The following is a 20478-nucleotide window of genomic DNA, read 5'->3' as shown; positions in this document are numbered from 1 at the left end:
CCTGCATGACGATCCGACGCGGGCCCTTCGGCCGCACCCTGTGCGCGATGATCACCCCCTTCACCGAGGCGGGTGCGCTCGATCCGGAGGGAGCCGGGCGACTGGCGGACCGGCTGGTGGCCGAGGGCTGCGACGGACTGGTGCTGAACGGCACCACGGGCGAGTCGCCGACCACCACGGACACGGAGAAGGCGGAGCTGATCGCGGCCGTCCGGGAGGCGGTCGGCGACCGGGCCGCGCTGGTGGCGGGCGTCGGCACGGCGGACACCCGGCACACGGCCGAGGGGGCCCGGGCGGCGGAGAAGGCGGGCGCCGACGGGGTGCTGGTCGTGACGCCGTACTACAGCAGGCCGCCCCAGGAGGCGCTGGAGGAGCACTTCCGGCGGGTCGCCGACGCGAGCGGCCTGCCGGTGATGCTGTACGACATCCCGGACCGCACCGGCACCCGGATCGAGCCGGAGACGATGATCCGGCTCGCCGAGCACCCCCGGATCGTCGCAGTCAAGGACTGCTCGTACGACTTCCTCGGCACCCAGAAGGTGCTGGCCCGGACGGAACTGGCGTACTACGCGGGCTGCGACGAGCACATCCTCGCGCTGTACGCGGTGGGCGCGGCGGGCTGCGTGAGCACCGTCGCGAACGCGGTGCCGGGCCGGATCGCCGCCGTCCTGGACGCGTTCGACGCCGGTGACACCGCCCGCGCCACCGCACTGCAGTCCGGCGTGACGCCGCTGATCGGGGCGATGATGGCCGCGGGCCTTCCCGGCGCGGTCACCGCCAAGGCCCTGCTCGGCCGGCTCGGCCTGCCCGCCGGCCCGGTACGCCCACCCCTGCTGCCCGCCACCCGGGAGACGGCACAGGGACTGCGGGCACTGTACGAGGAGGTCGTCGCGGCCTGACCGATCCCGGCGGGAACGGGCACCGGGGCCACGGAGCGGGAGGCCCGGCGAGGCCGTGCGCCGGCGTCGGCACCGGGGAACCCGGTACGCCGTCGTGCACCCCCGGCCACGAATCCGCGGGCGGCCACCGCACCGCACCCGGGGTCCCGGCCGCGCGGGACCCCGGGGCGCGTCAGCCGTCCGCCGCGTCCTCCGCCTCCCAGCGCAGCAGATCGCCCGGCTGGCAGGCGAGCACCTCGCAGAGCGCGGCGAGGGTCACGAAGCGCACCGCCTTGGCGCGGCCGTTCTTGAGTACGGCGAGGTTGGCGGGCGTGATCCCCACGCGGTCCGCGAGCTCGCCCACGGACATCTTCCGGCGGGCCAGCATCACGTCGATGTCGACGACGATCGGCATCAGATCACCTCGTCCAACTCGGCCCGCATCCGCGTCGCTTCGACGTCGCGCGCGACGGCCTGGGCGAGCAGCGTCCGCAGGACGAGCACGATGAGCGCGACCCCGAGAACGGCCACGCCGACCCCGGCCATGATGACGGTGACGCCCGGGTCCTCCCGCTGGCCCGGCGCGTTGAGCGCCGTGACGGCGAACCACAGGAGGGCGGCCGCCACGATGGCGCCGATCACTCCGTCCACGTACCGGAAGGCGGCGTGGGAGAACACCGTTCCGCGTCGCACCATCGTCACCAGCCGCCATACGCAGACCAGGGCGACCTGGACGGACACCATGCCCAGGACCGTGATCACGCGCAGCGCGGTCAGCGGGAGCGACCCGTCCTCGGGGTCGTTCCCGGCGGCCAGCATCCACACCATCCCCGCCTGCACGAACACGGTGCCGGCGAGCACCACCGCGAGCACGGCGCGCAGTACGCGCACAGTCAGCTTTCCCACGAGCCGTCCTTCCATCGAGTCACGATGAGAATCTATCGAGATTCGATAGATGGAGCAAGGGCGCGGGCGCGCTGTCCGTGCCGACCGGGACACCCCCGCAGGCCCTCGGCCCCACCGGCCGGGAGCGGTACATCGACATCACCGCCGAGGAGACACGCGACGCGGCCGAGGACCCCGCCGCGGGCCAGGGGCGACCCGTGCCCCCTCCCGCCCCTCTCGGACGCGGGCCCGGGAGTTCTCCGGGCGAGGGCGCTCACGCAAGAGCGCCCTCCCGGGCCGTCCAGGGGCCGTGGAAGGGCGCTCAGCCATGACCGGCGCCGACCCGCCGCCGGAGACTCGGCGGCGGGTCGGGACGTTGACAGGCGAGGCGTCCGGCCGCAGTTCACGGCCGCCGTCGCTCAGTTGTGGCTGTGCAGGATGTCGTTCAGACCGCCCCAGACCGCGTTGTTGGGGCGGGCCTCGACCGCGCCGGTGACCGAGTTGCGGCGGAAGAGGATGTTGGAGGCGCCGTTGAGCTCGCGGGCCTTGACGATCTGGCCGTCGGGCATGGTGACGCGGGTGCCCGCGGTGACGTACAGGCCGGCCTCCACCACGCACTCGTCGCCGAGCGCGATGCCCACGCCCGCCTCGGCGCCGACCAGGCAGCGCTCGCCGATGGAGATGATCACGTTGCCGCCGCCGGACAGCGTGCCCATGGTGGACGCGCCGCCGCCGATGTCGGAGCCGTCGCCGACCACGACGCCCGCGGAGATGCGGCCCTCGACCATGGAGGTGCCGAGCGTGCCGGCGTTGAAGTTGACGAAGCCCTCGTGCATCACCGTGGTGCCCTCGGAGAGGTGGGCGCCGAGGCGGACCCGGTCGGCGTCGGCGATGCGCACGCCCTTCGGGGCGACGTAGTCCGTCATGCGCGGGAACTTGTCGATCGAGGTGACCTGGAGGTGCAGGCCCTCGGCGCGGGCGTTCAGCCGCACCTTCTCGATGTCGTCCACGGCGACCGGGCCGAGCGAGGTCCAGGCGACGTTGGCGAGGTGGCCGAAGATGCCGTCCAGGCTCTGGCCGTGCGGCTTGACCAGGCGGTGCGACAGCAGGTGCAGGCGCAGGTAGACGTCGTGCGCGTCGATCGGCTTCTCGTCGAGCGAGGCGATGACCGTACGGACCGCGACCACCTCGACGCCCCGGCGGGCGTCCGGGCCGGTCGCCGCGGTGGCCCCGTCGCCGAGCAGCTCCACGGCGCGCTCGGCGGACAGCCGCTCGGTGCCGGCCGGGCCGGGGTCCGCGACCAGCTCGGGGGCCGGGAACCAGGTGTCGAGAACGGTGCCGTCGGAGGCGAGGGTGGCGAGGCCGGCGGCCACGGCACCGGTGGTGCGGGAAGCAGTCGTGTCGGTCATGTGGGAAAACCTAACGTGGGCGGGGGCACCGGAGCGAACCGCGTCTCACGTGCCGGGCGCCGGGTCAGCGGATCTGCCGGGCCAGCGCGCTGCGCGCGTACTCCTCGTCGTAGGAACCGCCGGTGAGCAGGACCTGGAGGCAGATGCCGTCCATCAGCGCCAGCAGCGCCCGGGCCGTCCGCGGACCGGTGCGCCCGGCCAGCCGCGCGGCCGTCCGGCGCGTCCAGCGTGCGGCGACGGGACGCAGGGCGGGGCGCCGCAGCGCGGCGAGGTACAGCTCGTACTCCAGCTCCGCCCCCGGCCGGTCGCCGCCCAGCCACTCGCCGAGGACACGGGCGAGGCCCGCCGCGAGGTCGGCGTCCGGGTCCGCGAGGAACCCGTCGGCGTCGAGCACGTCGCCGAACCCCTCGCTGGCCTGCTCCAGCGCGGCCACCAGCAGATCGTCCAGGGTGGCGAAGTGGTACGTCGTGGAGCCGAGCGGGACGTCCGCCTCGGCGGCCACCGAGCGATGACTGAGCCCGGCGATGCCCTTCTCCCCCACCACCCGGAGCGCCGCGTCGATGATCCGCTGCCGGCGGCCGGGGTCGTGCCGGCGGGGCATCAGTGCGCACCGCCCAGGTTCAGGACCACGACGCCCCCGACGATCAGGAGTATCCCGGCCGCCTTGGCGACGCTCAGCCCCTCGCCGAACAGCGTCAGGCCGATGACGGCGATCGTCGCCGTCCCGGCGCCGGACCAGATCGCGTACGCCGTGCCGATGGACACGGTCCGCAGGGTCCGGGCGAGCAGTGCGAAGGCGACGACGTAGCCCAGGGCCGTCACGAGGGAGGGCACGAGCCTGCTGAAGCCGTCGCTGTACTTCATCGCCGTCGTCGCGGCGACCTCGGCGGCGATGGCGCCGGCGAGCCACAGATATCCCATGTGTACGAGCGTACACATCGACGCCGCTCCGGGTGGTGCGCACACGAAAGGGGGCCGCGGCACACGACCGCGGCCCCCTTTCGTCGGGCACTGTGTCAGACGTTGAACCCGAGCGCGCGGAGCTGCTCGCGGCCGTCGTCCGTGATCTTGTCGGGGCCCCACGGCGGCATCCAGACCCAGTTGATGCGCAACTCGTTGACCAGGCCGTCCGTGGCGGACTTGGCCTGGTCCTCGATGACGTCCGTCAGCGGGCAGGCCGCGGACGTCAGGGTCATGTCGACGGTCGCGATGTTCGCGTCGTCGACGTGGATGCCGTAGATCAGGCCCAGGTTGACGACGTCGATGCCCAGCTCGGGGTCGACGACGTCCATCAGGGCCTCGCGAAGCTCCTCCTCCGAGGCGGGCTTCATCTCCACGGTGTCGCTCATGCGGTGTTCCTTTCGGCGTCGGCGCCGTCCAGCGCCTGGGCCGTCGCGTCCTTCCACGCCATCCAGCTCAGGAGGGCGCACTTGACCCGGGCGGGGTACTTGGAGACGCCGGCGAACGCGACCGCGTCCTCCAGCACCTCCTCCATGGCGTCGTCCGGCTCGATCCTGCCCTTCGACTGCATCAGCTCCAGGAAGGTCTCCTGGATCTTCTGCGCGTCGGCCAGGTCCTTGCCGACCAGCAGCTCGTTCAGCACCGAGGCGGAGGCCTGGCTGATGGAACAGCCCTGGCCCTCGTAACTGACGTCCTCGATCGTCGTGCCGTCGTACTTCACTCGGAGGGTGATCTCGTCGCCGCACGTCGGGTTCACGTGGTGCACCTCGGCGTCGCCGTCCCGCAAGCCCCGCCCGTGCGGGTTCTTGTAGTGGTCCAGGATGACTTCCTGGTACATCGAGTCCAGCTTCATGCGATCGCTCGTCCCTGTCAGCCGAAGAAGTTCCGTACGTGCTCCAGGCCGTCGACCAGAGCGTCGATCTCCGCCGGCGTGGAGTACAGATAGAACGACGCTCGCGTGGTCGCGGGAATTCCGTAGCGCAGGCAGACGGGTCGGGCGCAGTGGTGTCCGACGCGGACCGCGATGCCCTGCTCGTCGAGGACCTGGCCCACGTCGTGCGGGTGGATGTCGCCCAGCGTGAACGAGATCGCGGCCCCCCGGTCCTCGGCCGTGGCCGGGCCGATGATCCGCAGGTCCGGCACCTGGGTGAGCCGCTCCACCGCGTACTCGGTGAGCGCGTGCTCGTGCGCGAGGATCCTGTCCATGCCGATGGAGCCCAGGTAGTCGATCGCCGCGCCGAGCCCGACCGCCTGGGCGACCGGCGGCGTGCCCGCCTCGAACTTGTGCGGCGCCGGGGCGTACGTCGAGGAGTGCATCGACACCGTCTCGATCATCTCGCCGCCGCCGAGGAACGGGGGCAGGTCCTCCAGCAGCTCCTGGCGGCCCCACAGCACACCGATGCCGGTCGGGGCGCACATCTTGTGGCCGGTGAAGGCCACGAAGTCGGCCTGGAGGGCCTGGACGTCCAGCGGCATGTGCGGCGCCGCCTGCGAGGCGTCGACGCACACCAGCGCGCCCACCTCCTGCGCGCGGCGGACTATCGCCTCGACCGGGTTGACCGTGCCGAGGATGTTGGACACCAGCACGAAGGAGACGATCTTCGTCTTCTCGGTGATGACCTCGTCGATGTTGGACAGGTCGAGCCGGCCGTCGTCGGTGAGTCCGAACCACTTCAGCTTCGCGCCCGTGCGCTGCGCCAGCAGCTGCCACGGCACGATGTTGGAGTGGTGCTCCATCTCCGTGATGACGATCTCGGTCTCGTGGTCCACGCGGTAGGGCTCGTCGGCCCAGCCCAGCATGTTGGCCACGAGGTTCAGCGACTCCGAGGCGTTCTTGGTGAAGATCACCTCGTCGCGGCTGGGCGCGTTGACGAACGCGGCGACCTTGTCGCGCGCGCCCTCGTACAGCGCCGTGGCCTCCTCGGCGAGCACATGCACACCGCGGTGGACGTTGGCGTTGTAGCGCTCGTAGTACTCGCTCAGGGCGTCCAGCACCTGGCGCGGCTTCTGCGAGGTCGCGGCGTTGTCCAGGTACACGAGCTTCCGGCCGTCGTGGACGACTCGGTCCAGGATGGGGAAGTCCTTGCGGATCGCCTCTGTGTCGAGGAGGCCCGGCAGTTGTGTCACGCGGATGCGCCACCCTTCGTGTAAGCCTCGTAGCCCTCTTCCTCCAGCTTGTCGGCGAGCTCGGCGCCGCCGGACTCCACGATCCGGCCGGCGGAGAAGACGTGGACGAAGTCGGGCTTGATGTAGCGCAGGATGCGCGTGTAGTGCGTGATCAGCAGGGTGCCGACCTCGCCGGTCTCGCGGACGCGGTTGACGCCCTCGGAGACGATGCGAAGGGCGTCGACGTCCAGACCGGAGTCCGTCTCGTCGAGGATCGCGACCTTCGGCTTGAGCAGTTCGAGCTGGAGGATCTCGTGCCGCTTCTTCTCACCGCCGGAGAAGCCCTCGTTGACGTTGCGCTCGGCGAAGGACGGGTCCATGTTGAGGCGCTCCATGGCCTCCTTGACCTCCTTCACCCAGGTGCGCAGCTTCGGGGACTCGCCGCGGACGGCGGTGGCGGAGGTGCGCAGGAAGTTGGAGACCGAGACGCCGGGGACCTCGACCGGGTACTGCATCGCCAGGAACAGGCCCGCGCGGGCGCGCTCGTCGACGGACATCTCCAGGACGTCCTCGCCGTCGAGGAGCACGGTGCCGCTGGTGATGGTGTACTTCGGGTGACCCGCGAGCGAGTAGGCGAGGGTCGACTTGCCGGAGCCGTTGGGGCCCATGATGGCGTGCGTCTCGCCCTGCTTCACGGTCAGGTCGACGCCCTTGAGGATCTCCTTCGTGGCGTTGTCGGCCTCGACGGTGACGTGCAGGTCTCGGATTTCAAGCGTTGCCATGGGTGCCTCAGGACTCCTGGGTGAGGGAGACGAGAACGTCGTCCCCTTCGATCTTTACGGGGTATACGGGGACGGGGCGCGTGGCGGGGAGGCCGGACGGCTTGCCGGTGCGCAGGTCGAAGGCGGATCCGTGCAGCCAGCACTCGATCTGGCAGTCTTCCACCTCGCCCTCGGACAGGGAGACGTTCGCGTGCGAGCAGATGTCGTGGATCGCGAACACCTCGCCCTCGGTCCGGACGACCGAGACCGGCGTGCCGTCGAGTTCCACCCGCTTCGGGGTGTCCTCCTCCAGCTCGCTCAGCCCGCAGGCGCGTACGAAGGACGTCATGCGACCGAGGCCTCCAGCTCCTCCTCGATCTTGGCGAGCAGGCGCTCCTCGATGTCGGCGACACCGATCTGCTGGACCAGCTCGGCGAAGAAGCCGCGGACCACCAGGCGGCGGGCGTCCTGCTCGGGGATGCCTCGGGCCATCAGGTAGAAGAGCTGCTCGTCGTCGAAGCGGCCGGTGGCGGAGGCGTGACCGGCGCCGACGATCTCGCCGGTCTCGATCTCCAGGTTCGGCACCGAGTCGACGCGCGCGCCGTCCGTGAGGACGAGGTTGCGGTTCATCTCGTAGGTGTCCGTGCCCTCGGCGGCGGCCTCGATGAGCACGTCGCCGATCCAGACCGCGTGCGCGTCGTCGCCCTGGAGCGCGCCCTTGTAGACGACGTTGGACTTGCAGTGCGGGGTGTTGTGGGTGACCAGCAGGCGGTGCTCCTGGTGCTGCCCGGAGTCGGTGAAGTACAGGCCGAACAGCTCGGCCTCGCCACCGGGACCGGCGTACTCCACGCGCGGGTGCAGCCGGACCACGTCGCCGCCGAAGGTGACGACCACGGACTTGAAGGAGGCGTCCCGGCCGACCAGCGCGTTGTGCTGGGCCACGTGGACGGCCTTCTCGTCCCAGTCCTGGACGGAGACGACGGTCAGCCTGGCGCCGTCGCCCAGGACGTACTCGACGTTCGCGGCGAGCACCGCGTCACCGGTGTGGTCGATGACCACGACGGCCTCGGCGAAGGCGCCCAGCTCGATGACCTGGTGCCCGAAGGCGACCCCGCCCTCGCCGTGCACGGCGACGCGGATCGGCTCGGTGAGCACCGTCTCCTTGGGGACGGTGACCACTCCGGCCTGCTCGAACGCCGAGTAGGCCTGGGCGGCGACGCGGTCCACCGGGGTGCCGGCCCGGCCGATCCGCGCGTCGTCGCGGCCGACGGTCTCGACGGTCACGCCCTCGGGGGCCTCGACGGCGACCTTCACGCCGGCGCCGGTCGCGACGGCGCTGCCGTCGTGCAGGCCGCGCAGGCGCTCCAGCGGCGTGAAGCGCCACTCCTCCTCGCGGCCGTGCGGGACCGGGAAGTCCGCCACGTCGAAGGACGGGGGCACGCTCATGCGCGTGGCGACGGTCGACTCGGCGGCCACCGCGATCTGGCCCGCGGTGGTCGAGCCCACGGGGATGTTCTGAGCCTCAGCCATGGCTGTCGGTCTGCTCGCTTTCTTGCGTGAGTGGCTTGACGGGAGCGGCGGCGGCGTCAGCCGACCGCGCCCTCCATCTGGAGCTCGATCAGCCGGTTGAGCTCGAGCGCGTACTCCATGGGGAGTTCCTTGGCGATCGGCTCGACGAAGCCGCGCACGATCATCGCCATCGCCTCGAACTCGGACAGACCGCGGCTCATCAGGTAGAAGAGCTGGTCCTCGGACACCTTGGAGACGGTCGCCTCGTGGCCCATGGAGACGTCGTCCTCGCGGACGTCCACGTAGGGGTAGGTGTCGGAGCGGGAGATGGTGTCGACCAGCAGCGCGTCGCAGAGCACGTTGGACTTGGAGCCCGCGGCGCCCTCGCCGATCTCGACCAGGCCGCGGTACGAGGTGCGGCCGCCACCGCGCGCCACCGACTTGGAGACGATGTTGGACGAGGTGTTCGGCGCCATGTGGACCATCTTGGAACCGGCGTCCTGGTGCTGGCCCTCGCCCGCGAAGGCGATGGACAGCGTCTCGCCCTTGGCGTGCTCGCCCATCAGGTAGACGGCCGGGTACTTCATCGTCACCTTGGAGCCGATGTTGCCGTCGATCCACTCCATGGTCGCGCCCTCGTAGGCGACGGCGCGCTTGGTGACCAGGTTGTAGACGTTGTTCGACCAGTTCTGGATGGTCGTGTAACGGCAGCGGGCGTTCTTCTTGACGATGATCTCGACGACCGCGCTGTGCAGCGAGTCCGACTTGTAGATCGGGGCGGTGCAGCCCTCGACGTAGTGCACGTAGGCACCCTCGTCGACGATGATCAGGGTCCGCTCGAACTGGCCCATGTTCTCCGTGTTGATACGGAAGTAGGCCTGGAGCGGGATCTCGACGTGCACGCCCTTCGGCACGTAGATGAAGGAGCCGCCGGACCAGACGGCGGTGTTGAGCGCGGCGAACTTGTTGTCGCCGGCCGGGATGACCGTGCCGAAGTACTCCTTGAAGAGCTCCGGGTGCTCCTTCAGGGCGGTGTCGGTGTCCAGGAAGATGACGCCCTGCTCCTCCAGGTCCTCGCGGATCTGGTGGTAGACGACCTCCGACTCGTACTGGGCGGCGACACCGGCGACGAGGCGCTGCTTCTCGGCCTCCGGGATGCCCAGCTTGTCGTAGGTGTTCTTGATGTCCTCGGGCAGGTCCTCCCAGGACTCCGCCTGCTTCTCCGTGGAGCGCACGAAGTACTTGATGTTGTCGAAGTCGATGCCCGACAGGTCCGAGCCCCAGTTCGGCATGGGCTTCTTCTCGAAGAGCTTCAGACCCTTGAGGCGCAGCTTCGTCATCCACTCCGGCTCGGACTTCTTGTCCGAGATGTCGCGGACGACGTCGTCGTTGAGACCGCGCCTGGCAGAGGCACCGGCGACGTCGGAGTCGGCCCAGCCGTATTCGTACTTGCCCAGGCCCTCGAGTTCGGGGTGGGCAGTCTCCGTGGGGAGAGTCATGCGGGGTTCCTCCCGGCCGTGCTTGCGGATGCTTGGTGGCTCTGATCGGACTTCGAAATCTTGGGGATGAACGTCGTGCAGACGCCGTCGCCGTGCGCGATGGTCGCCAGCCGCTGCACATGGGTACCCAGCAGCTCGGCGAAGATCTCCGTCTCCGCCTCGCAGAGCTGCGGGTACTGCTCCGCCACATGGGCGACCGGGCAGTGGTGCTGGCAGAGCTGCTCACCCTGCTGCGGGAGGGGCGCGCTGCGCGCCGCAGCAGCGTACCCGTCCGCGCTCAGGGCCTTGGCCAGCGCCTCGGCGCGCAGTTCGGGGCCGACGCTCTCGATCGCCTCGCGGTAGGCCCTCGCCTGCGCGGCGAACCGGGCCCGGGCGAAGGCGGCGACCGCCCCCGGGCCGCCCTCCCGCTCGGCGATCCAGCGGAGCGCGTCCGCGGCGAGCTTGTCGTACGACTGGTCGAAGGCGTCCCGGCCGCAGTCGGTGAGCGCGAACACCTTGGCGGGCCGGCCGCGCGTGCGCGCGCCGTACACGCGCTGCTCACGGGCCTCCACGACGTCGTCGGCGACGAGCGCGTCCAGGTGACGGCGAACGGCGGCCTGGGTGAGGCCCAGCCGCCCGGCCAGCTCGGCGACGGTCGACGGGCCGTGGTCCAGGATGGACCGCGCGACCCGGTTGCGCGTCGAGCGCTCCCCGGTCGCGAGCTCCTCCTGGGGGGTCCCCACCGGGGTCTCCCGAGCCTCGCCGACGTTTTTCACAACGCCATTGTTGCGTAATTCCTCGGAGGCTGACAAGCGCCGTCCGGATCACCCCCCGGTGCCCTGCGTCACTTAGGCATACCTAATCCGACCTGCGGAAACGATCTTCTGATCGATCATTCCGGCCGCCCCGGCCAGGCGATTCGCCGGCGCCGCGCACGCCGGCCGGGCGGACTCCGGGGCCGTGTCCACCCCTCTCCGACCGGCCCTCTTGCCCCCCGGGACGGCATGGCCGAGCAGCCGGGCCGGCTCGGTGCCGGGTGCGGCGAGGGCGTCCCGCGCATTCCTCGCCGAGTTCCCTCGGCCGGGTGAACGCGGGCGCCGTCGCCGCCGTCCAGGCGCTGCTCGACGTGCTCGGCCCGGCCGGTGGCGGACGGCGGCGCGGCGGGTGGCCCGCGCAGTGGTGCTCCCGCCGCGCCGGCCCCGCGGGCGGGAGTTCCGGTACCCCCACGCCCGAACGCCCGGCCGCGTCCCTAGACTCTGGGTTCATGCGAAGCGAGCCCGTGGTCCAGGTCCAGGCCTTGGTGAAGCGGTACGGCGACAAGACCGCGGTGGACGGGCTGGACCTGGTGGCCCGGGCGGGTGTGACCGCCGTACTCGGCCCCAACGGGGCGGGGAAGACCACCACGGTCGAGACCTGCGAGGGGTACCGGAAGCCGGATTCCGGCACGGTGCGCGTCCTGGGCCTCGACCCGGTACGGCAGTCCGCCGAGCTGCGCCCCCGGATCGGCGTGATGCTGCAGTCCGGCGGCGTGTACTCCGGCGCCCGGGCCGACGAGATGCTGCGGCACATCGCCGCACTGCACGCGCACCCGCTGGACGTGGACGCGCTGATGGAGCGCCTCGGGCTCGGCTCCTGCGGCCGGACCTCCTACCGGCGGCTGTCCGGCGGCCAGCAGCAGCGGCTCGCGCTCGCCATGGCCGTGGTCGGGCGCCCTGAGCTGGTGTTCCTGGACGAGCCGACGGCGGGCCTCGACCCGCAGGCCCGCCGGGCCACCTGGGACCTGGTGCGGGACCTGCGCGCCGACGGCGTCTCGGTGATCCTCACCACGCACTACATGGAAGAGGCCGAGCAGCTCGCCGACGACGTGGCGATCATCGACGGCGGCCGTGTCATCACCCAGGGCTCCCCGGAGGAGCTGTGCAAGGGCGGCGCCGAGAACACCCTGCGCTTCACCGGCCGTCCCGGCCTCGACGTGGCCTCGCTGCTGAAGGCGCTGCCCGCCGACTGCACGGCCGCGGAGCTGACGCCCGGCGCCTACCGGGTCGTCGGCAAGGTGAACCCGCAACTGCTGGCCACGGTGACCTCGTGGTGCGCCCAGCACGGGGTGATGCCGGACCGCATCTCGGTGGAGCGGCACACCCTGGAGGACGTCTTTCTGGAGATCACGGGCAAGGAGCTGCGTTCATGACCGCGTCCCGCACGGAGACCGGCCGGGGGTCCGGGGGTCGCCCCCCGGGAGGGCACAGCCTGGAGATCACGGGCAAGGAGCTGCGTTCATGACCGCGTCCCGCACGGAGACCGGCCGGGGGTCCGGGGGTCGCCCCCCGGGAGGCCACAGCCTGGAGATCACGGGCAAGGAGCTGCGTTCATGACCGCCGGGCCGGGTACCTACACCCCCAAGCCGGGCGCGGCGCCCCTCCCCCGCATGATCGCGGCACAGGCGGCGCTGGAGACCCGGATGCTGCTGCGCAACGGCGAGCAACTGCTGCTGACGGTCGTGATCCCGACGCTGCTGCTGGTGCTCTTCAGCTCCGTGGACGTCGTGGACACCGGCGAGGGCAAGGCCGTGGACTTCCTCGCGCCCGGCGTCCTGGCCCTCGCCGTGATGTCCACGGCGTTCACCGGGCAGGCCATCGCGACCGGCTTCGAGCGCCGCTACGGCGTGCTCAAGCGGCTGGCCTCCTCCCCGCTGCCCCGCTGGGGACTGATGGCCGCCAAGACGGCGTCGGTGCTGGTCACCGAGATCCTTCAGGTGATCCTGCTGACCGTGATCGCGTTCGCCCTCGGCTGGTCCCCGCACGGCAGCCCCTTCGCCGTCGTGCTCCTGCTGGTCCTCGGCACGGCAGCCTTCTCCGGGCTCGGCCTGCTGATGGCGGGCACGCTGAAGGCCGAGGCCACACTGGCCGCGGCCAACCTGGTCTTCCTGCTGCTGCTCGTCGGCGGCGGGGTCGTCGTCCCACTGGAGAAGTTCGGCCCGGCCGGTCAGCACGTGCTCGGCCTGCTGCCGATCTCGGCGCTCTCCGGCGGCCTGCGGGACGTCCTCCAGCACGGGGCCGCGGTGCCCTGGGGCGACCTGGGGATCCTCGCGGTGTGGGCGGTCCTGGGACTGGCCGCGGCGGGGAAGTCCTTCCGCTGGGAGTGAGGCCGCGGCGGACCCTCGTGAACGCGTGCACAAGCGGCGGCCTACCATGGTGCACGTGCCAAAGCTGACCCGCGCCGCCGCCATCGCGGCGCTGCGCAACCCGCTCGCCCTCATCGCCGACCGCTGGACACCGGATCCCCGGACCGTCCGGCGGGCGGCGCTCGCCGCGCTCGTCATGTCGGTGGTCATCGTGGTCACCGGCGGCGCGGTCCGCCTCACCGGTTCGGGCCTCGGCTGCCCGACCTGGCCGACCTGCACCGACGACTCGCTGACCACCACCCGGGCCATGGGCTTCCACGGGGTCGTCGAGTTCGGCAACCGGATGCTGACGTACGTGCTGTGCGCGGCCGTCGGCTGGGCGATCGTCGCCGCGCGTGCCGAGAAGCCGCGCCGGCGCAGCCTGACCCGGCTGGGCTGGGCGCAGTTCTGGGTGGTCATGGGCAACGCGGTGCTCGGCGGCGTCGTCGTCCTGGTCGGCCTGAACCCGTACACGGTCGCCGCGCACTTCCTGCTCTCCTCGGCGCTGATCGCGGTCGCCACGGTGCTGTGGCAGCGCACCCGTGAGGGCGACGGGACGCCGCGTCCGCTGGTCGGCAAGGCGGTGCAGCAGCTCGTGTGGTTCCTGGTGGCGGCGTCGGTGCTGCTCATCGCGGTCGGCACGGTGGTGACCGGGGCCGGGCCGCACGCGGGCGACTCCTCGCAGGTCGAGCGGATCCCGATCGACTGGGAGAGCGTCTCCAAGCTGCACGCCGTGCTCGCGTGGATCGTGGTGACGCTGACGTTCGCGCTGTGGTTCGTGCTCAAGGCGGTGGACGCGCCCGGCGGGCCCCTGGCACGCACCCGGGAGCTGTTTCTGATCCTGCTCGGGCAGGGCGTCATCGGCTACGTGCAGTACTTCACCCACCTGCCCGAGGTCCTCGTCGGTCTGCACATGCTCGGCTCGTGCCTGGTGTGGATCGGCGTGCTGCGGGTGCTGCTGTCGCTCCGGGAGCGCCCCGGCGCCGCCCCCGGCCTGCCCGGACCGTCGGCCGAGGTGGCGGTGGGCACGCCCGCCTGAGCCATCCGCACGCGGTGGCCGGCGCCTCGGTCGCCGGCCCACGCGCCGCCGCACAGCCCTCAGCCCTCAGCCCTCAGCCCTCAGCCCAGGGCGTAGACCCGCCGGGCGTTGTCCGCCGCGACCATCCGGGCCACCCGCCGGGCGTCGTCCGGGGACCACGCGTCCTCGGCGACCCAGGTGCCCAGCACCCGTCCCAGGGCCTCCCGGAACAGCAGCGCGGCCACGACATGCAGCTCGGGCAGGCCGTGGGCGCCGCTGGAGAAGAGGACCTTGCCGAACGGTGCCAGTTCGAGGATCTCGGCGAGGACGGTGACCGCGCGGGCGCCGGTGCGCACGAGGGCCGCGCCGGAGTCGGTGTAGACGTGCGGGAAGACTCCGGCGAGGTGCGCGGCGTGGCGGTGGTACGGGTAGCCGTGCAGCAGGATCAGGTCGGTGCCGAGCCCGGCCGTGGCGCGCACGAAGTCGGTGAGCAGCACCGGATCGGTGCGGTCGATGCGGGAGCCGGGCTCGCCCAGCCCGGCGTGGATCTGGAGGGGCCGCCCCGAGGCGACCGCGATCCACAGCAGGTGCCGCAGCAGCACCGGGTCGGTCAGCGCCCCGCCCACCCGCCGCCCGGCGAGCCAGCGGCCGGCCGCGCCCCGCACCTCGCCCGGGCCCGGCGGCTCGGGGGCGAGGGCCAGGCCGTGCCGGAGGCCGGCGACGGAGGTGAAGGCGACCGCCTCGGCGGCGGCCCCGTGCACCGACTCGGCGAGGTTGGCGAGGAAGCCCTCGACGGTGCCCGAGGTGTCCGCGACCTGTTCGGCGAGGAGTTCCAGGCGGACGATCTCGTGGGCCTCGGCGTCACCGGCGGACGCCAGCTCCGCCGGGCCCGTCAGGTCGCCGGGCAGGCCCGTGTCGACGAGGTAGGTGCTGATCCCGCTGCCCCGCAGCAGCCGGCGGCCCGCCTCCAGCACGCCCAGTTCCCGGCGCCGGGCCAGGTACCGGGCGGGCGGGCAGTGCGGTTCCAGGCCGAGCAGGGGCGGGCACCAGCGGCGTACGGCGAAGCCGGTCTGGGTGTCGAAGAGGGTGGTGCCCGGCGCGGGCGGTCCCTCGGTCCGCGCGAGCCGGGTCTCGAAGGTGCCGAGGCCCAGCTCGGTGCGCAGCACGCCGTGGCAGTACTGGTCCACGAGGGACGGCGTTTCGATCATGCGGGCTCCCCGTGGAGGCGCTGCGCTTCTTGCAGGGCCTAACGGGTGAACCCGTGATCCGGTGTCGCCCCGGGTCCCGCGAACCGGGCCCGGCGTCAGCCGTTGGCCGGGCCGCCGAGCTGGAGGCCCGCCATCCGGCTCCACTCGTAGCGGCCGGTGGTCACCTTCGCCGCGAACTCGCCGTCGAAGGACTCGTGGACGGTGATGCCGGCCCGCTCGACGGCCTGCTCGGCGACGGCGGTGCTGGGCGCCACCAGGTCGCCCCAGCCGCCGTCCTCGCCGACGAGCACGATGCGGGCTCCGCGCTCGCCGATGTGGGCCACCTGGCCCTCGGCTCCGCCGTGGGCCTTGGCGAAGGCGCCGATGTGCCGGGCCAGCTTCGCCGCCCTGCGCTCGTCCTTGGGGTCAACCTGCTGCGTGTCTGCCATGAACAGGATGCTACTCACGGGTAGATCGACTGGCGAGAGCAGGGCGCTGTGACGTGCGCCCGGCGCGGGTCAGCGCAGGAAGGGGTCGACGGCGACCGCGACGAAGAGGATGGAGACATAGGTGATGGACCAGTGGAACAGCCGCATCTCCTTGAGCTTCACACCCGTCACCTCGGCCTTCGCCCGGTTCTGCAGACCGTGCGCCTCCCACAGCCAGAAGCCGCCGGCCGCGAGGGCGACCGCCGTGTAGAACCAGCCGGTGTAACCGAGGGGGGTGAGCAGCAGGGAGACGGCGACCATCACCCAGCTGTAGATGACGATCTGCCGGGCGACCACCTTGTTGGAGGCGATGACCGGGAGCATCGGCACGCCCACGCGCGCGTAGTCCTCCTTGACCTTCATGGACAGCGGCCAGTAGTGCGGCGGCGTCCAGAAGAACATGACGAGGAAGAGGACGACGGGCGCCCAGGACATCGAGTCGGTCACCGAGGACCAGCCGATCAGCACCGGCAGGCAGCCGGCGATGCCGCCCCAGACGATGTTCTGCGAGGTGCGCCGCTTGAGGATCATCGTGTAGACGACGACGTAGAAGAGGAGCGCCCCGAGTGACAGCCAGGCGGACAGCCAGTTGACGGTCAGCCCGAACAGCAGCGTCGAGACGACGGCCAGGGTGATGCCGAAGACCAGGCACTCGAGCGGGCTGACCATGCCCGTCACCAGCGGCCGCTGCGCGGTGCGGTCCATCAGGGCGTCGATGTCCCGGTCGATGTACATGTTCAGCGCGTTGGCGCCGCCCGCCGAGAGGTAGCCGCCGACGCAGGTGAGCAGCACCAGCTTCAGGTCGGGCACGCCCTGCTGGGCGAGGAACATCACCGGAACGGTGGTGATGAGCAGCAGCTCGATGATCCGCGGCTTGGTCAGCGCCACGAACGCCTTGACACGGGCCCCGAACGGCCGGTGAACCGGGCTCTGGCTCTCCTCACGAACCACACCCTCCCCGAGCGCCTGAAGGGCCTGGGAGGTGCCCCCAGGACGGGATTCGACGGCCGTCACGCACACCCCTGACAGAGACATCCCAGCGAGCCTCCCTCATGAAGGCCGGGTGAGGGCTCGCGCGTACCACGCCACTTTAGACGTTGCCCATACCCCGTCCTTCGCGGGGGTGGGGTCGTGTTGGCGGAGCGCCCGTCCGAGGTGCGGTGGAGCTCGATTGAGCAGACGGATGAGCGGCTCCGTATTCATCTGCCAAATGCGCTGTCGGCCGGTCGGGAGGCGGATGCCCGAGAGTCCCGGCAGTCTGTAATGAACTCGAAAAAACGCACGTCCTCACGGGGGTAGGCTCGTGACGGCCGGTGGGCGGGCAGTGCACACCGGCGGCCGGGAGGGGGCACGCCCCCAGGGCCGGCGACCGACATGTGGAGAGGAGCCCTGACCCAGGGTGAGCACCAAGCCGACCACCACAGACCTTGAATGGACCGAGCTGGACCAGCGGGCCGTGGACACCGCCCGGGTCCTGGCCGCCGACGCCGTACAGAAGGTCGGCAACGGCCATCCCGGTACGGCGATGAGCCTGGCCCCGGCCGCGTACACCCTCTTCCAGAAGGTGATGCGGCACGACCCGGCCGACCCGGAGTGGGTCGGCCGCGACCGCTTCGTGCTGTCCGCCGGCCACTCGTCCCTGACCCTCTACACGCAGCTCTACCTGGCCGGTTTCGGCCTGGAGCTGGCGGACCTGGAGTCCTTCCGCACCTGGGGCTCGAAGACCCCGGGCCACCCGGAGTACGGGCACACCAAGGGTGTGGAGACCACGACCGGCCCGCTGGGCCAGGGCGTGGCCAACGCGGTGGGCATGGCGATGGCCGCCCGCTACGAGCGCGGTCTGTTCGACCCGGAGGCCGCGCAGGGCGAGTCGCCCTTCGACCACTTCGTCTACTGCGTCGCCGGCGACGGCTGCCTCCAGGAGGGCATCTCCGCCGAGGCGTCCTCGCTGGCCGGTCACCAGAAGCTCGGCAACCTGATCCTGCTGTGGGACGACAACCACATCTCGATCGAGGGCGACACCGAGACCGCCGTCTCCGAGGACACCGTCAAGCGGTACGAGGCCTACGGCTGGCACGTGCAGCGGGTCGCCCCGAAGCCGGACGGCGACCTCGACCCGCACGCGATCTACGACGCCGTCGAGGCCGCGAAGCAGGTCACGGACCGGCCGTCCTTCATCGCGATGCGCTCGATCATCGCCTGGCCGGCCCCGAACGCGCAGAACACCGAGGCCGCGCACGGCTCGGCGCTCGGCGACGACGAGGTCGCGGCCACCAAGCGGGTCCTCGGCTTCGACCCGGAGCGGAGCTTCGAGGTCGCGGACGAGGTCCTCGCGCACACCCGCGGGGCGCTGGAGCGGGGCGCCCAGGCGAAGGCCGAGTGGGAGAAGTCGCTGCAGCTCTGGCGGGACGGCAACGCCGAGCGCGCCGCCGACTTCGACCGCATCGCCAAGGGCGAGCTGCCGGCCGGCTGGGAGGAGAAGCTCCCGGTCTTCGAGCCGGGCAAGGGCATCGCGACGCGCGCCGCGTCCGGCAAGGTGCTCCAGGCCCTCGGCGCGGTGATCCCGGAGCTGTGGGGCGGTTCCGCCGACCTCGCCGGGTCGAACAACACCACCATCGACAAGAACAGCTCCTTCCTGCCCGCCGGCAACCCGCTGCCCGAGGCGAACCCGTACGGCCGCACGATCCACTTCGGCATCCGCGAGCACTCCATGGCCGCGGAGATGAACGGCATCACCCTGCACGGCAACACCCGCGTCTACGGCGGCACCTTCCTGGTGTTCTCCGACTACATGCGCAACGCGGTGCGCCTGTCGGCCCTGATGCACCTGCCGGTGACGTACGTGTGGACGCACGACTCCATCGGCCTCGGCGAGGACGGCCCGACCCACCAGCCGGTCGAGCACCTGGCCTCGCTGCGCGCGATCCCCGGCCTGAACGTCGTCCGCCCGGCGGACGCCAACGAGACCGCGATCGCCTGGCGCGAGATCCTCAAGCGCTACACCAAGGAGTTCGGCAAGGGACAGCCGCACGGTCTGGTGCTGACCCGGCAGGGCGTGCCGATCTACGAGCCCGACGACGCCGCGGCGCGCGGCGGTTACGTCCTGGCGGAGGCCGAGGGCGGCGAGCCGCAGGTCGTCCTGATCGCCACCGGTTCCGAGGTGCACGTGGCCGTCGAGGCCCGGGAGCGGCTGCAGGCCGAGGGCGTGCCCACGCGGGTCGTGTCCATGCCCTGCGTGGAGTGGTTCGAGGAGCAGGACCAGGGGTACCGGGACTCCGTGCTGCCGCCGTCCGTGAAGGCCCGTGTCGCCGTGGAGGCGGGCATCGGGCTGACCTGGCACAAGTACGTCGGGGACGCCGGCCGCATCGTCTCACTGGAGCACTTCGGTGCCTCCGCCGACGGCAAGGTGCTCTTCCGCGAGTTCGGCTTCACCGCCGAGAACGTGGCGGCCGAGGCCCGGGAATCCCTGGCCGCCGCCCAGCGCTGACGCTCATATACGACACGTAGGAGATGTAATTCCATGACAGACGCACTGAAGCGCCTCTCCGAGGAGGGCGTGGCGATCTGGCTGGACGACCTGTCGCGCAAGCGGATCACGTCCGGCAACCTCGCCGAGCTGATCGACCAGCAGCACGTCGTGGGCGTCACCACCAACCCGACGATCTTCCAGAAGGCGATCTCGCAGGGCGACGGCTACGACCAGCAGCTCTCGGACCTCGCCGCCCGCAAGGTCACCGTCGAAGAGGCCATCCGCATGATCACCACGGCGGACGTCCGCGACGCCGCCGACATCCTGCACCCGGTCTTCGAGGCCACGAACGGCCAGGACGGCCGGGTCTCCATCGAGGTCGACCCGCGCCTGGCGCACAGGACCAGGGCGACCGTCGCCGAGGCCAAGCAGCTCGCCTGGCTGGTGGACCGCCCCAACACACTGATCAAGATCCCGGCCACCGAGGCGGGTCTGCCGGCGATCGCCGAGACGATCGGCAACGGCATCAGCGTCAACGTCACGCTGATCTTCTCGCTGGAGCGCTACCGCAAGGTCATGGACGCGTACCTCTCCGGCCTGGAGACGGCGCGGGAGCGCGGCCTGGACCTGTCGAAGATCCACTCCGTGGCGTCGTTCTTCGTGTCCCGTGTGGACACCGAGATCGACAAGCGCCTGGACGCCCTGGGCACCGACGAGGCGAAGGCGCTGCGCGGCAAGGCCGCCGTCGCCAACGCCCGGCTCGCCTACGAGGCGTACGAGGAGGTCTTCGGCTCCGAGCGCTGGAACGCCCTGGAGCGCGCCGGCGCCAACCGGCAGCGTCCGCTGTGGGCGTCGACCGGCGTCAAGGACCCGGCGTACCGGGACACGATGTACGTCGTCGACCTGGTCGCGCCGAACACGGTCAACACCATGCCGGAGGCCACGCTGGAGGCCGTCGAGGACCACGGCGAGATCAGTGGCGACGCCGTCACCGGCACCTACGAGCAGGCACGCGCCGACCTGGACGCGCTGGAGCGGCTCGGGATCTCGTACGACGACGTCGTCCGGGTGCTGGAGGACGAGGGCGTCGAGAAGTTCGAGGCGTCCTGGAACGACCTGCTGAAGTCGACCCAGGCGGAGCTCGAGCGCCTCGCCCCTTCGGAGGGCTGA

Annotated in this window: 22 protein-coding genes; 6 read left to right on the top strand and 16 right to left on the bottom strand. The window is 71.4% G+C overall.

Annotated elements, in window-relative coordinates; genetic code table 11:
* Positions 1–5 precede the first annotated feature (5 nt).
* The gene (gene dapA / locus MXD57_RS23935) at positions 6–899 is read left to right on the top strand and encodes a 4-hydroxy-tetrahydrodipicolinate synthase (protein WP_250403858.1); all 894 of its coding nucleotides are present in this window, start codon (positions 6–8) and stop codon (positions 897–899) included.
* A 172-nt stretch (positions 900–1071) separates the two neighbouring features.
* Here the strand turns inward: dapA and MXD57_RS23930 are convergent, their stop codons facing one another.
* The 13 genes from MXD57_RS23930 to MXD57_RS23870 form a co-directional block, all read right to left on the bottom strand.
* Complete coding sequence (locus MXD57_RS23930; protein WP_250403856.1) at positions 1072–1293, bottom strand: helix-turn-helix domain-containing protein; 222 nt, start codon at positions 1291–1293, stop codon at positions 1072–1074.
* Positions 1293–1784 carry a DUF2975 domain-containing protein gene (locus tag MXD57_RS23925; protein WP_250403854.1) on the bottom strand — a complete coding sequence of 164 codons (492 nt, stop codon included), beginning with the start codon at positions 1782–1784 and terminating at the stop codon, positions 1293–1295. The genes MXD57_RS23930 and MXD57_RS23925 overlap by 1 nt, the downstream gene beginning before the upstream one ends.
* A 398-nt stretch (positions 1785–2182) precedes the next feature.
* Positions 2183–3172: a 2,3,4,5-tetrahydropyridine-2,6-dicarboxylate N-succinyltransferase gene (gene dapD / locus MXD57_RS23920; RefSeq protein ID WP_250403852.1), complete on the bottom strand. Its 990-nt coding sequence runs from the start codon at positions 3170–3172 to the stop codon at positions 2183–2185.
* A gap of 64 nt (positions 3173–3236) precedes the next feature.
* Positions 3237–3773 carry a TetR/AcrR family transcriptional regulator gene (locus MXD57_RS23915; RefSeq protein WP_250403850.1) on the bottom strand — a complete coding sequence of 179 codons (537 nt, stop codon included), beginning with the start codon at positions 3771–3773 and terminating at the stop codon, positions 3237–3239.
* Positions 3773–4093, bottom strand: coding sequence for a DMT family transporter (locus tag MXD57_RS23910; protein WP_250403848.1), 321 nt, complete (start codon positions 4091–4093; stop codon positions 3773–3775). Before MXD57_RS23910 ends, MXD57_RS23915 begins: the two co-directional genes overlap by 1 nt.
* Positions 4094–4188: 95 nt before the next feature.
* A complete protein-coding gene (locus MXD57_RS23905) occupies positions 4189–4521 on the bottom strand; it encodes a metal-sulfur cluster assembly factor (RefSeq protein WP_030745090.1) in 333 nt (110 codons plus the stop codon).
* The gene (gene sufU, locus MXD57_RS23900) at positions 4518–4985 is read right to left on the bottom strand and encodes a Fe-S cluster assembly sulfur transfer protein SufU (protein ID WP_250403846.1); all 468 of its coding nucleotides are present in this window, start codon (positions 4983–4985) and stop codon (positions 4518–4520) included. The genes MXD57_RS23905 and sufU overlap by 4 nt, the downstream gene beginning before the upstream one ends.
* A gap of 17 nt (positions 4986–5002) precedes the next feature.
* Positions 5003–6259, bottom strand: coding sequence for a cysteine desulfurase (locus MXD57_RS23895; RefSeq protein ID WP_250403844.1), 1257 nt, complete (start codon positions 6257–6259; stop codon positions 5003–5005).
* Positions 6256–7020: a Fe-S cluster assembly ATPase SufC gene (gene sufC, locus MXD57_RS23890; protein ID WP_250403842.1), complete on the bottom strand. Its 765-nt coding sequence runs from the start codon at positions 7018–7020 to the stop codon at positions 6256–6258. Before sufC ends, MXD57_RS23895 begins: the two co-directional genes overlap by 4 nt.
* A 7-nt stretch (positions 7021–7027) precedes the next feature.
* Complete coding sequence (locus tag MXD57_RS23885) at positions 7028–7348, bottom strand: non-heme iron oxygenase ferredoxin subunit (RefSeq protein ID WP_250403840.1); 321 nt, start codon at positions 7346–7348, stop codon at positions 7028–7030.
* On the bottom strand, positions 7345–8529 hold the full coding sequence (gene sufD, locus MXD57_RS23880) for a Fe-S cluster assembly protein SufD (protein WP_250403838.1): 1185 nt from the start codon (positions 8527–8529) through the stop codon (positions 7345–7347). Before sufD ends, MXD57_RS23885 begins: the two co-directional genes overlap by 4 nt.
* Before the next feature lie 56 nt (positions 8530–8585).
* The gene (sufB, locus tag MXD57_RS23875) at positions 8586–10007 is read right to left on the bottom strand and encodes a Fe-S cluster assembly protein SufB (RefSeq protein ID WP_250403835.1); all 1422 of its coding nucleotides are present in this window, start codon (positions 10005–10007) and stop codon (positions 8586–8588) included.
* Positions 10004–10762, bottom strand: coding sequence for a helix-turn-helix transcriptional regulator (locus tag MXD57_RS23870; RefSeq protein ID WP_250403833.1), 759 nt, complete (start codon positions 10760–10762; stop codon positions 10004–10006). Before MXD57_RS23870 ends, sufB begins: the two co-directional genes overlap by 4 nt.
* Before the next feature lie 488 nt (positions 10763–11250).
* Here MXD57_RS23870 and MXD57_RS23865 point away from each other — a divergent pair, with 488 nt between their 5' ends.
* The 3 genes from MXD57_RS23865 (at position 11251) to MXD57_RS23855 (ending at position 14185) form a co-directional block, all read left to right on the top strand.
* Entirely contained in the window at positions 11251–12174 is a 924-nt protein-coding gene (locus MXD57_RS23865; RefSeq protein WP_250403831.1) for an ABC transporter ATP-binding protein, read from the top strand.
* 180 nt (positions 12175–12354) lie between these two features.
* The gene (locus MXD57_RS23860; protein WP_250403829.1) at positions 12355–13128 is read left to right on the top strand and encodes an ABC transporter permease; all 774 of its coding nucleotides are present in this window, start codon (positions 12355–12357) and stop codon (positions 13126–13128) included.
* Positions 13129–13174: 46 nt separating this feature from the next.
* On the top strand, positions 13175–14185 hold the full coding sequence (locus MXD57_RS23855) for a COX15/CtaA family protein (RefSeq protein ID WP_250403827.1): 1011 nt from the start codon (positions 13175–13177) through the stop codon (positions 14183–14185).
* Positions 14186–14265: 80 nt separating this feature from the next.
* Here the strand turns inward: MXD57_RS23855 and MXD57_RS23850 are convergent, their stop codons facing one another.
* The 3 genes from MXD57_RS23850 to MXD57_RS23840 all read right to left on the bottom strand — a co-directional run bounded on the left by MXD57_RS23850 (position 14266) and on the right by MXD57_RS23840 (position 16859).
* Positions 14266–15372, bottom strand: a complete 1107-nt coding sequence (locus MXD57_RS23850) for an amidohydrolase family protein (protein WP_250403826.1) — start codon at positions 15370–15372, stop codon at positions 14266–14268.
* Between the two features lie 95 nt (positions 15373–15467).
* Positions 15468–15800, bottom strand: a complete 333-nt coding sequence (locus tag MXD57_RS23845; RefSeq protein WP_250403824.1) for a hypothetical protein — start codon at positions 15798–15800, stop codon at positions 15468–15470.
* 69 nt (positions 15801–15869) lie between these two features.
* Positions 15870–16859, bottom strand: a complete 990-nt coding sequence (locus MXD57_RS23840) for a heme o synthase (RefSeq protein ID WP_374114744.1) — start codon at positions 16857–16859, stop codon at positions 15870–15872.
* Between the two features lie 379 nt (positions 16860–17238).
* Between MXD57_RS23840 and tkt the strand changes: the two genes are divergently transcribed.
* Both tkt and tal read left to right on the top strand, forming a co-directional pair.
* Positions 17239–19326 carry a transketolase gene (gene tkt / locus MXD57_RS23835; RefSeq protein ID WP_250403819.1) on the top strand — a complete coding sequence of 696 codons (2088 nt, stop codon included), beginning with the start codon at positions 17239–17241 and terminating at the stop codon, positions 19324–19326.
* Between the two features lie 33 nt (positions 19327–19359).
* Positions 19360–20478, top strand: coding sequence for a transaldolase (gene tal, locus MXD57_RS23830; protein ID WP_250403817.1), 1119 nt, complete (start codon positions 19360–19362; stop codon positions 20476–20478).

The sequence above is a fragment of the Streptomyces cellostaticus genome (assembly GCF_023630175.1).
Classification (GTDB): Bacteria; Actinomycetota; Actinomycetes; order Streptomycetales; family Streptomycetaceae; genus Streptomyces; species Streptomyces cellostaticus_A.
Note: the sequence above shows the minus strand (reverse complement) of the source record. Positions and strands in the feature narration are given on the sequence as shown.

What these genes read in the sequence shown, in the direction of transcription:
- dapA (WP_250403858.1), top strand. Translation starts at nt 6, where the DNA reads ATGACGATCCGACGCGGGCCCTTCGGCCGCACCCTGTGCGCGATGATC.
- MXD57_RS23930 (WP_250403856.1), bottom strand. Translation starts at nt 1,293, where the DNA reads ATGCCGATCGTCGTCGACATCGACGTGATGCTGGCCCGCCGGAAGATG.
- dapD (WP_250403852.1), bottom strand. Translation starts at nt 3,172, where the DNA reads ATGACCGACACGACTGCTTCCCGCACCACCGGTGCCGTGGCCGCCGGC.
- MXD57_RS23915 (WP_250403850.1), bottom strand. Translation starts at nt 3,773, where the DNA reads ATGCCCCGCCGGCACGACCCCGGCCGCCGGCAGCGGATCATCGACGCG.
- MXD57_RS23910 (WP_250403848.1), bottom strand. Translation starts at nt 4,093, where the DNA reads ATGGGATATCTGTGGCTCGCCGGCGCCATCGCCGCCGAGGTCGCCGCG.
- MXD57_RS23905 (WP_030745090.1), bottom strand. Translation starts at nt 4,521, where the DNA reads ATGAGCGACACCGTGGAGATGAAGCCCGCCTCGGAGGAGGAGCTTCGC.
- sufU (WP_250403846.1), bottom strand. Translation starts at nt 4,985, where the DNA reads ATGAAGCTGGACTCGATGTACCAGGAAGTCATCCTGGACCACTACAAG.
- sufC (WP_250403842.1), bottom strand. Translation starts at nt 7,020, where the DNA reads ATGGCAACGCTTGAAATCCGAGACCTGCACGTCACCGTCGAGGCCGAC.
- MXD57_RS23885 (WP_250403840.1), bottom strand. Translation starts at nt 7,348, where the DNA reads ATGACGTCCTTCGTACGCGCCTGCGGGCTGAGCGAGCTGGAGGAGGAC.
- sufD (WP_250403838.1), bottom strand. Translation starts at nt 8,529, where the DNA reads ATGGCTGAGGCTCAGAACATCCCCGTGGGCTCGACCACCGCGGGCCAG.
- sufB (WP_250403835.1), bottom strand. Translation starts at nt 10,007, where the DNA reads ATGACTCTCCCCACGGAGACTGCCCACCCCGAACTCGAGGGCCTGGGC.
- MXD57_RS23865 (WP_250403831.1), top strand. Translation starts at nt 11,251, where the DNA reads ATGCGAAGCGAGCCCGTGGTCCAGGTCCAGGCCTTGGTGAAGCGGTAC.
- MXD57_RS23860 (WP_250403829.1), top strand. Translation starts at nt 12,355, where the DNA reads ATGACCGCCGGGCCGGGTACCTACACCCCCAAGCCGGGCGCGGCGCCC.
- MXD57_RS23855 (WP_250403827.1), top strand. Translation starts at nt 13,175, where the DNA reads ATGGTGCACGTGCCAAAGCTGACCCGCGCCGCCGCCATCGCGGCGCTG.
- MXD57_RS23850 (WP_250403826.1), bottom strand. Translation starts at nt 15,372, where the DNA reads ATGATCGAAACGCCGTCCCTCGTGGACCAGTACTGCCACGGCGTGCTG.
- MXD57_RS23845 (WP_250403824.1), bottom strand. Translation starts at nt 15,800, where the DNA reads ATGGCAGACACGCAGCAGGTTGACCCCAAGGACGAGCGCAGGGCGGCG.
- tal (WP_250403817.1), top strand. Translation starts at nt 19,360, where the DNA reads ATGACAGACGCACTGAAGCGCCTCTCCGAGGAGGGCGTGGCGATCTGG.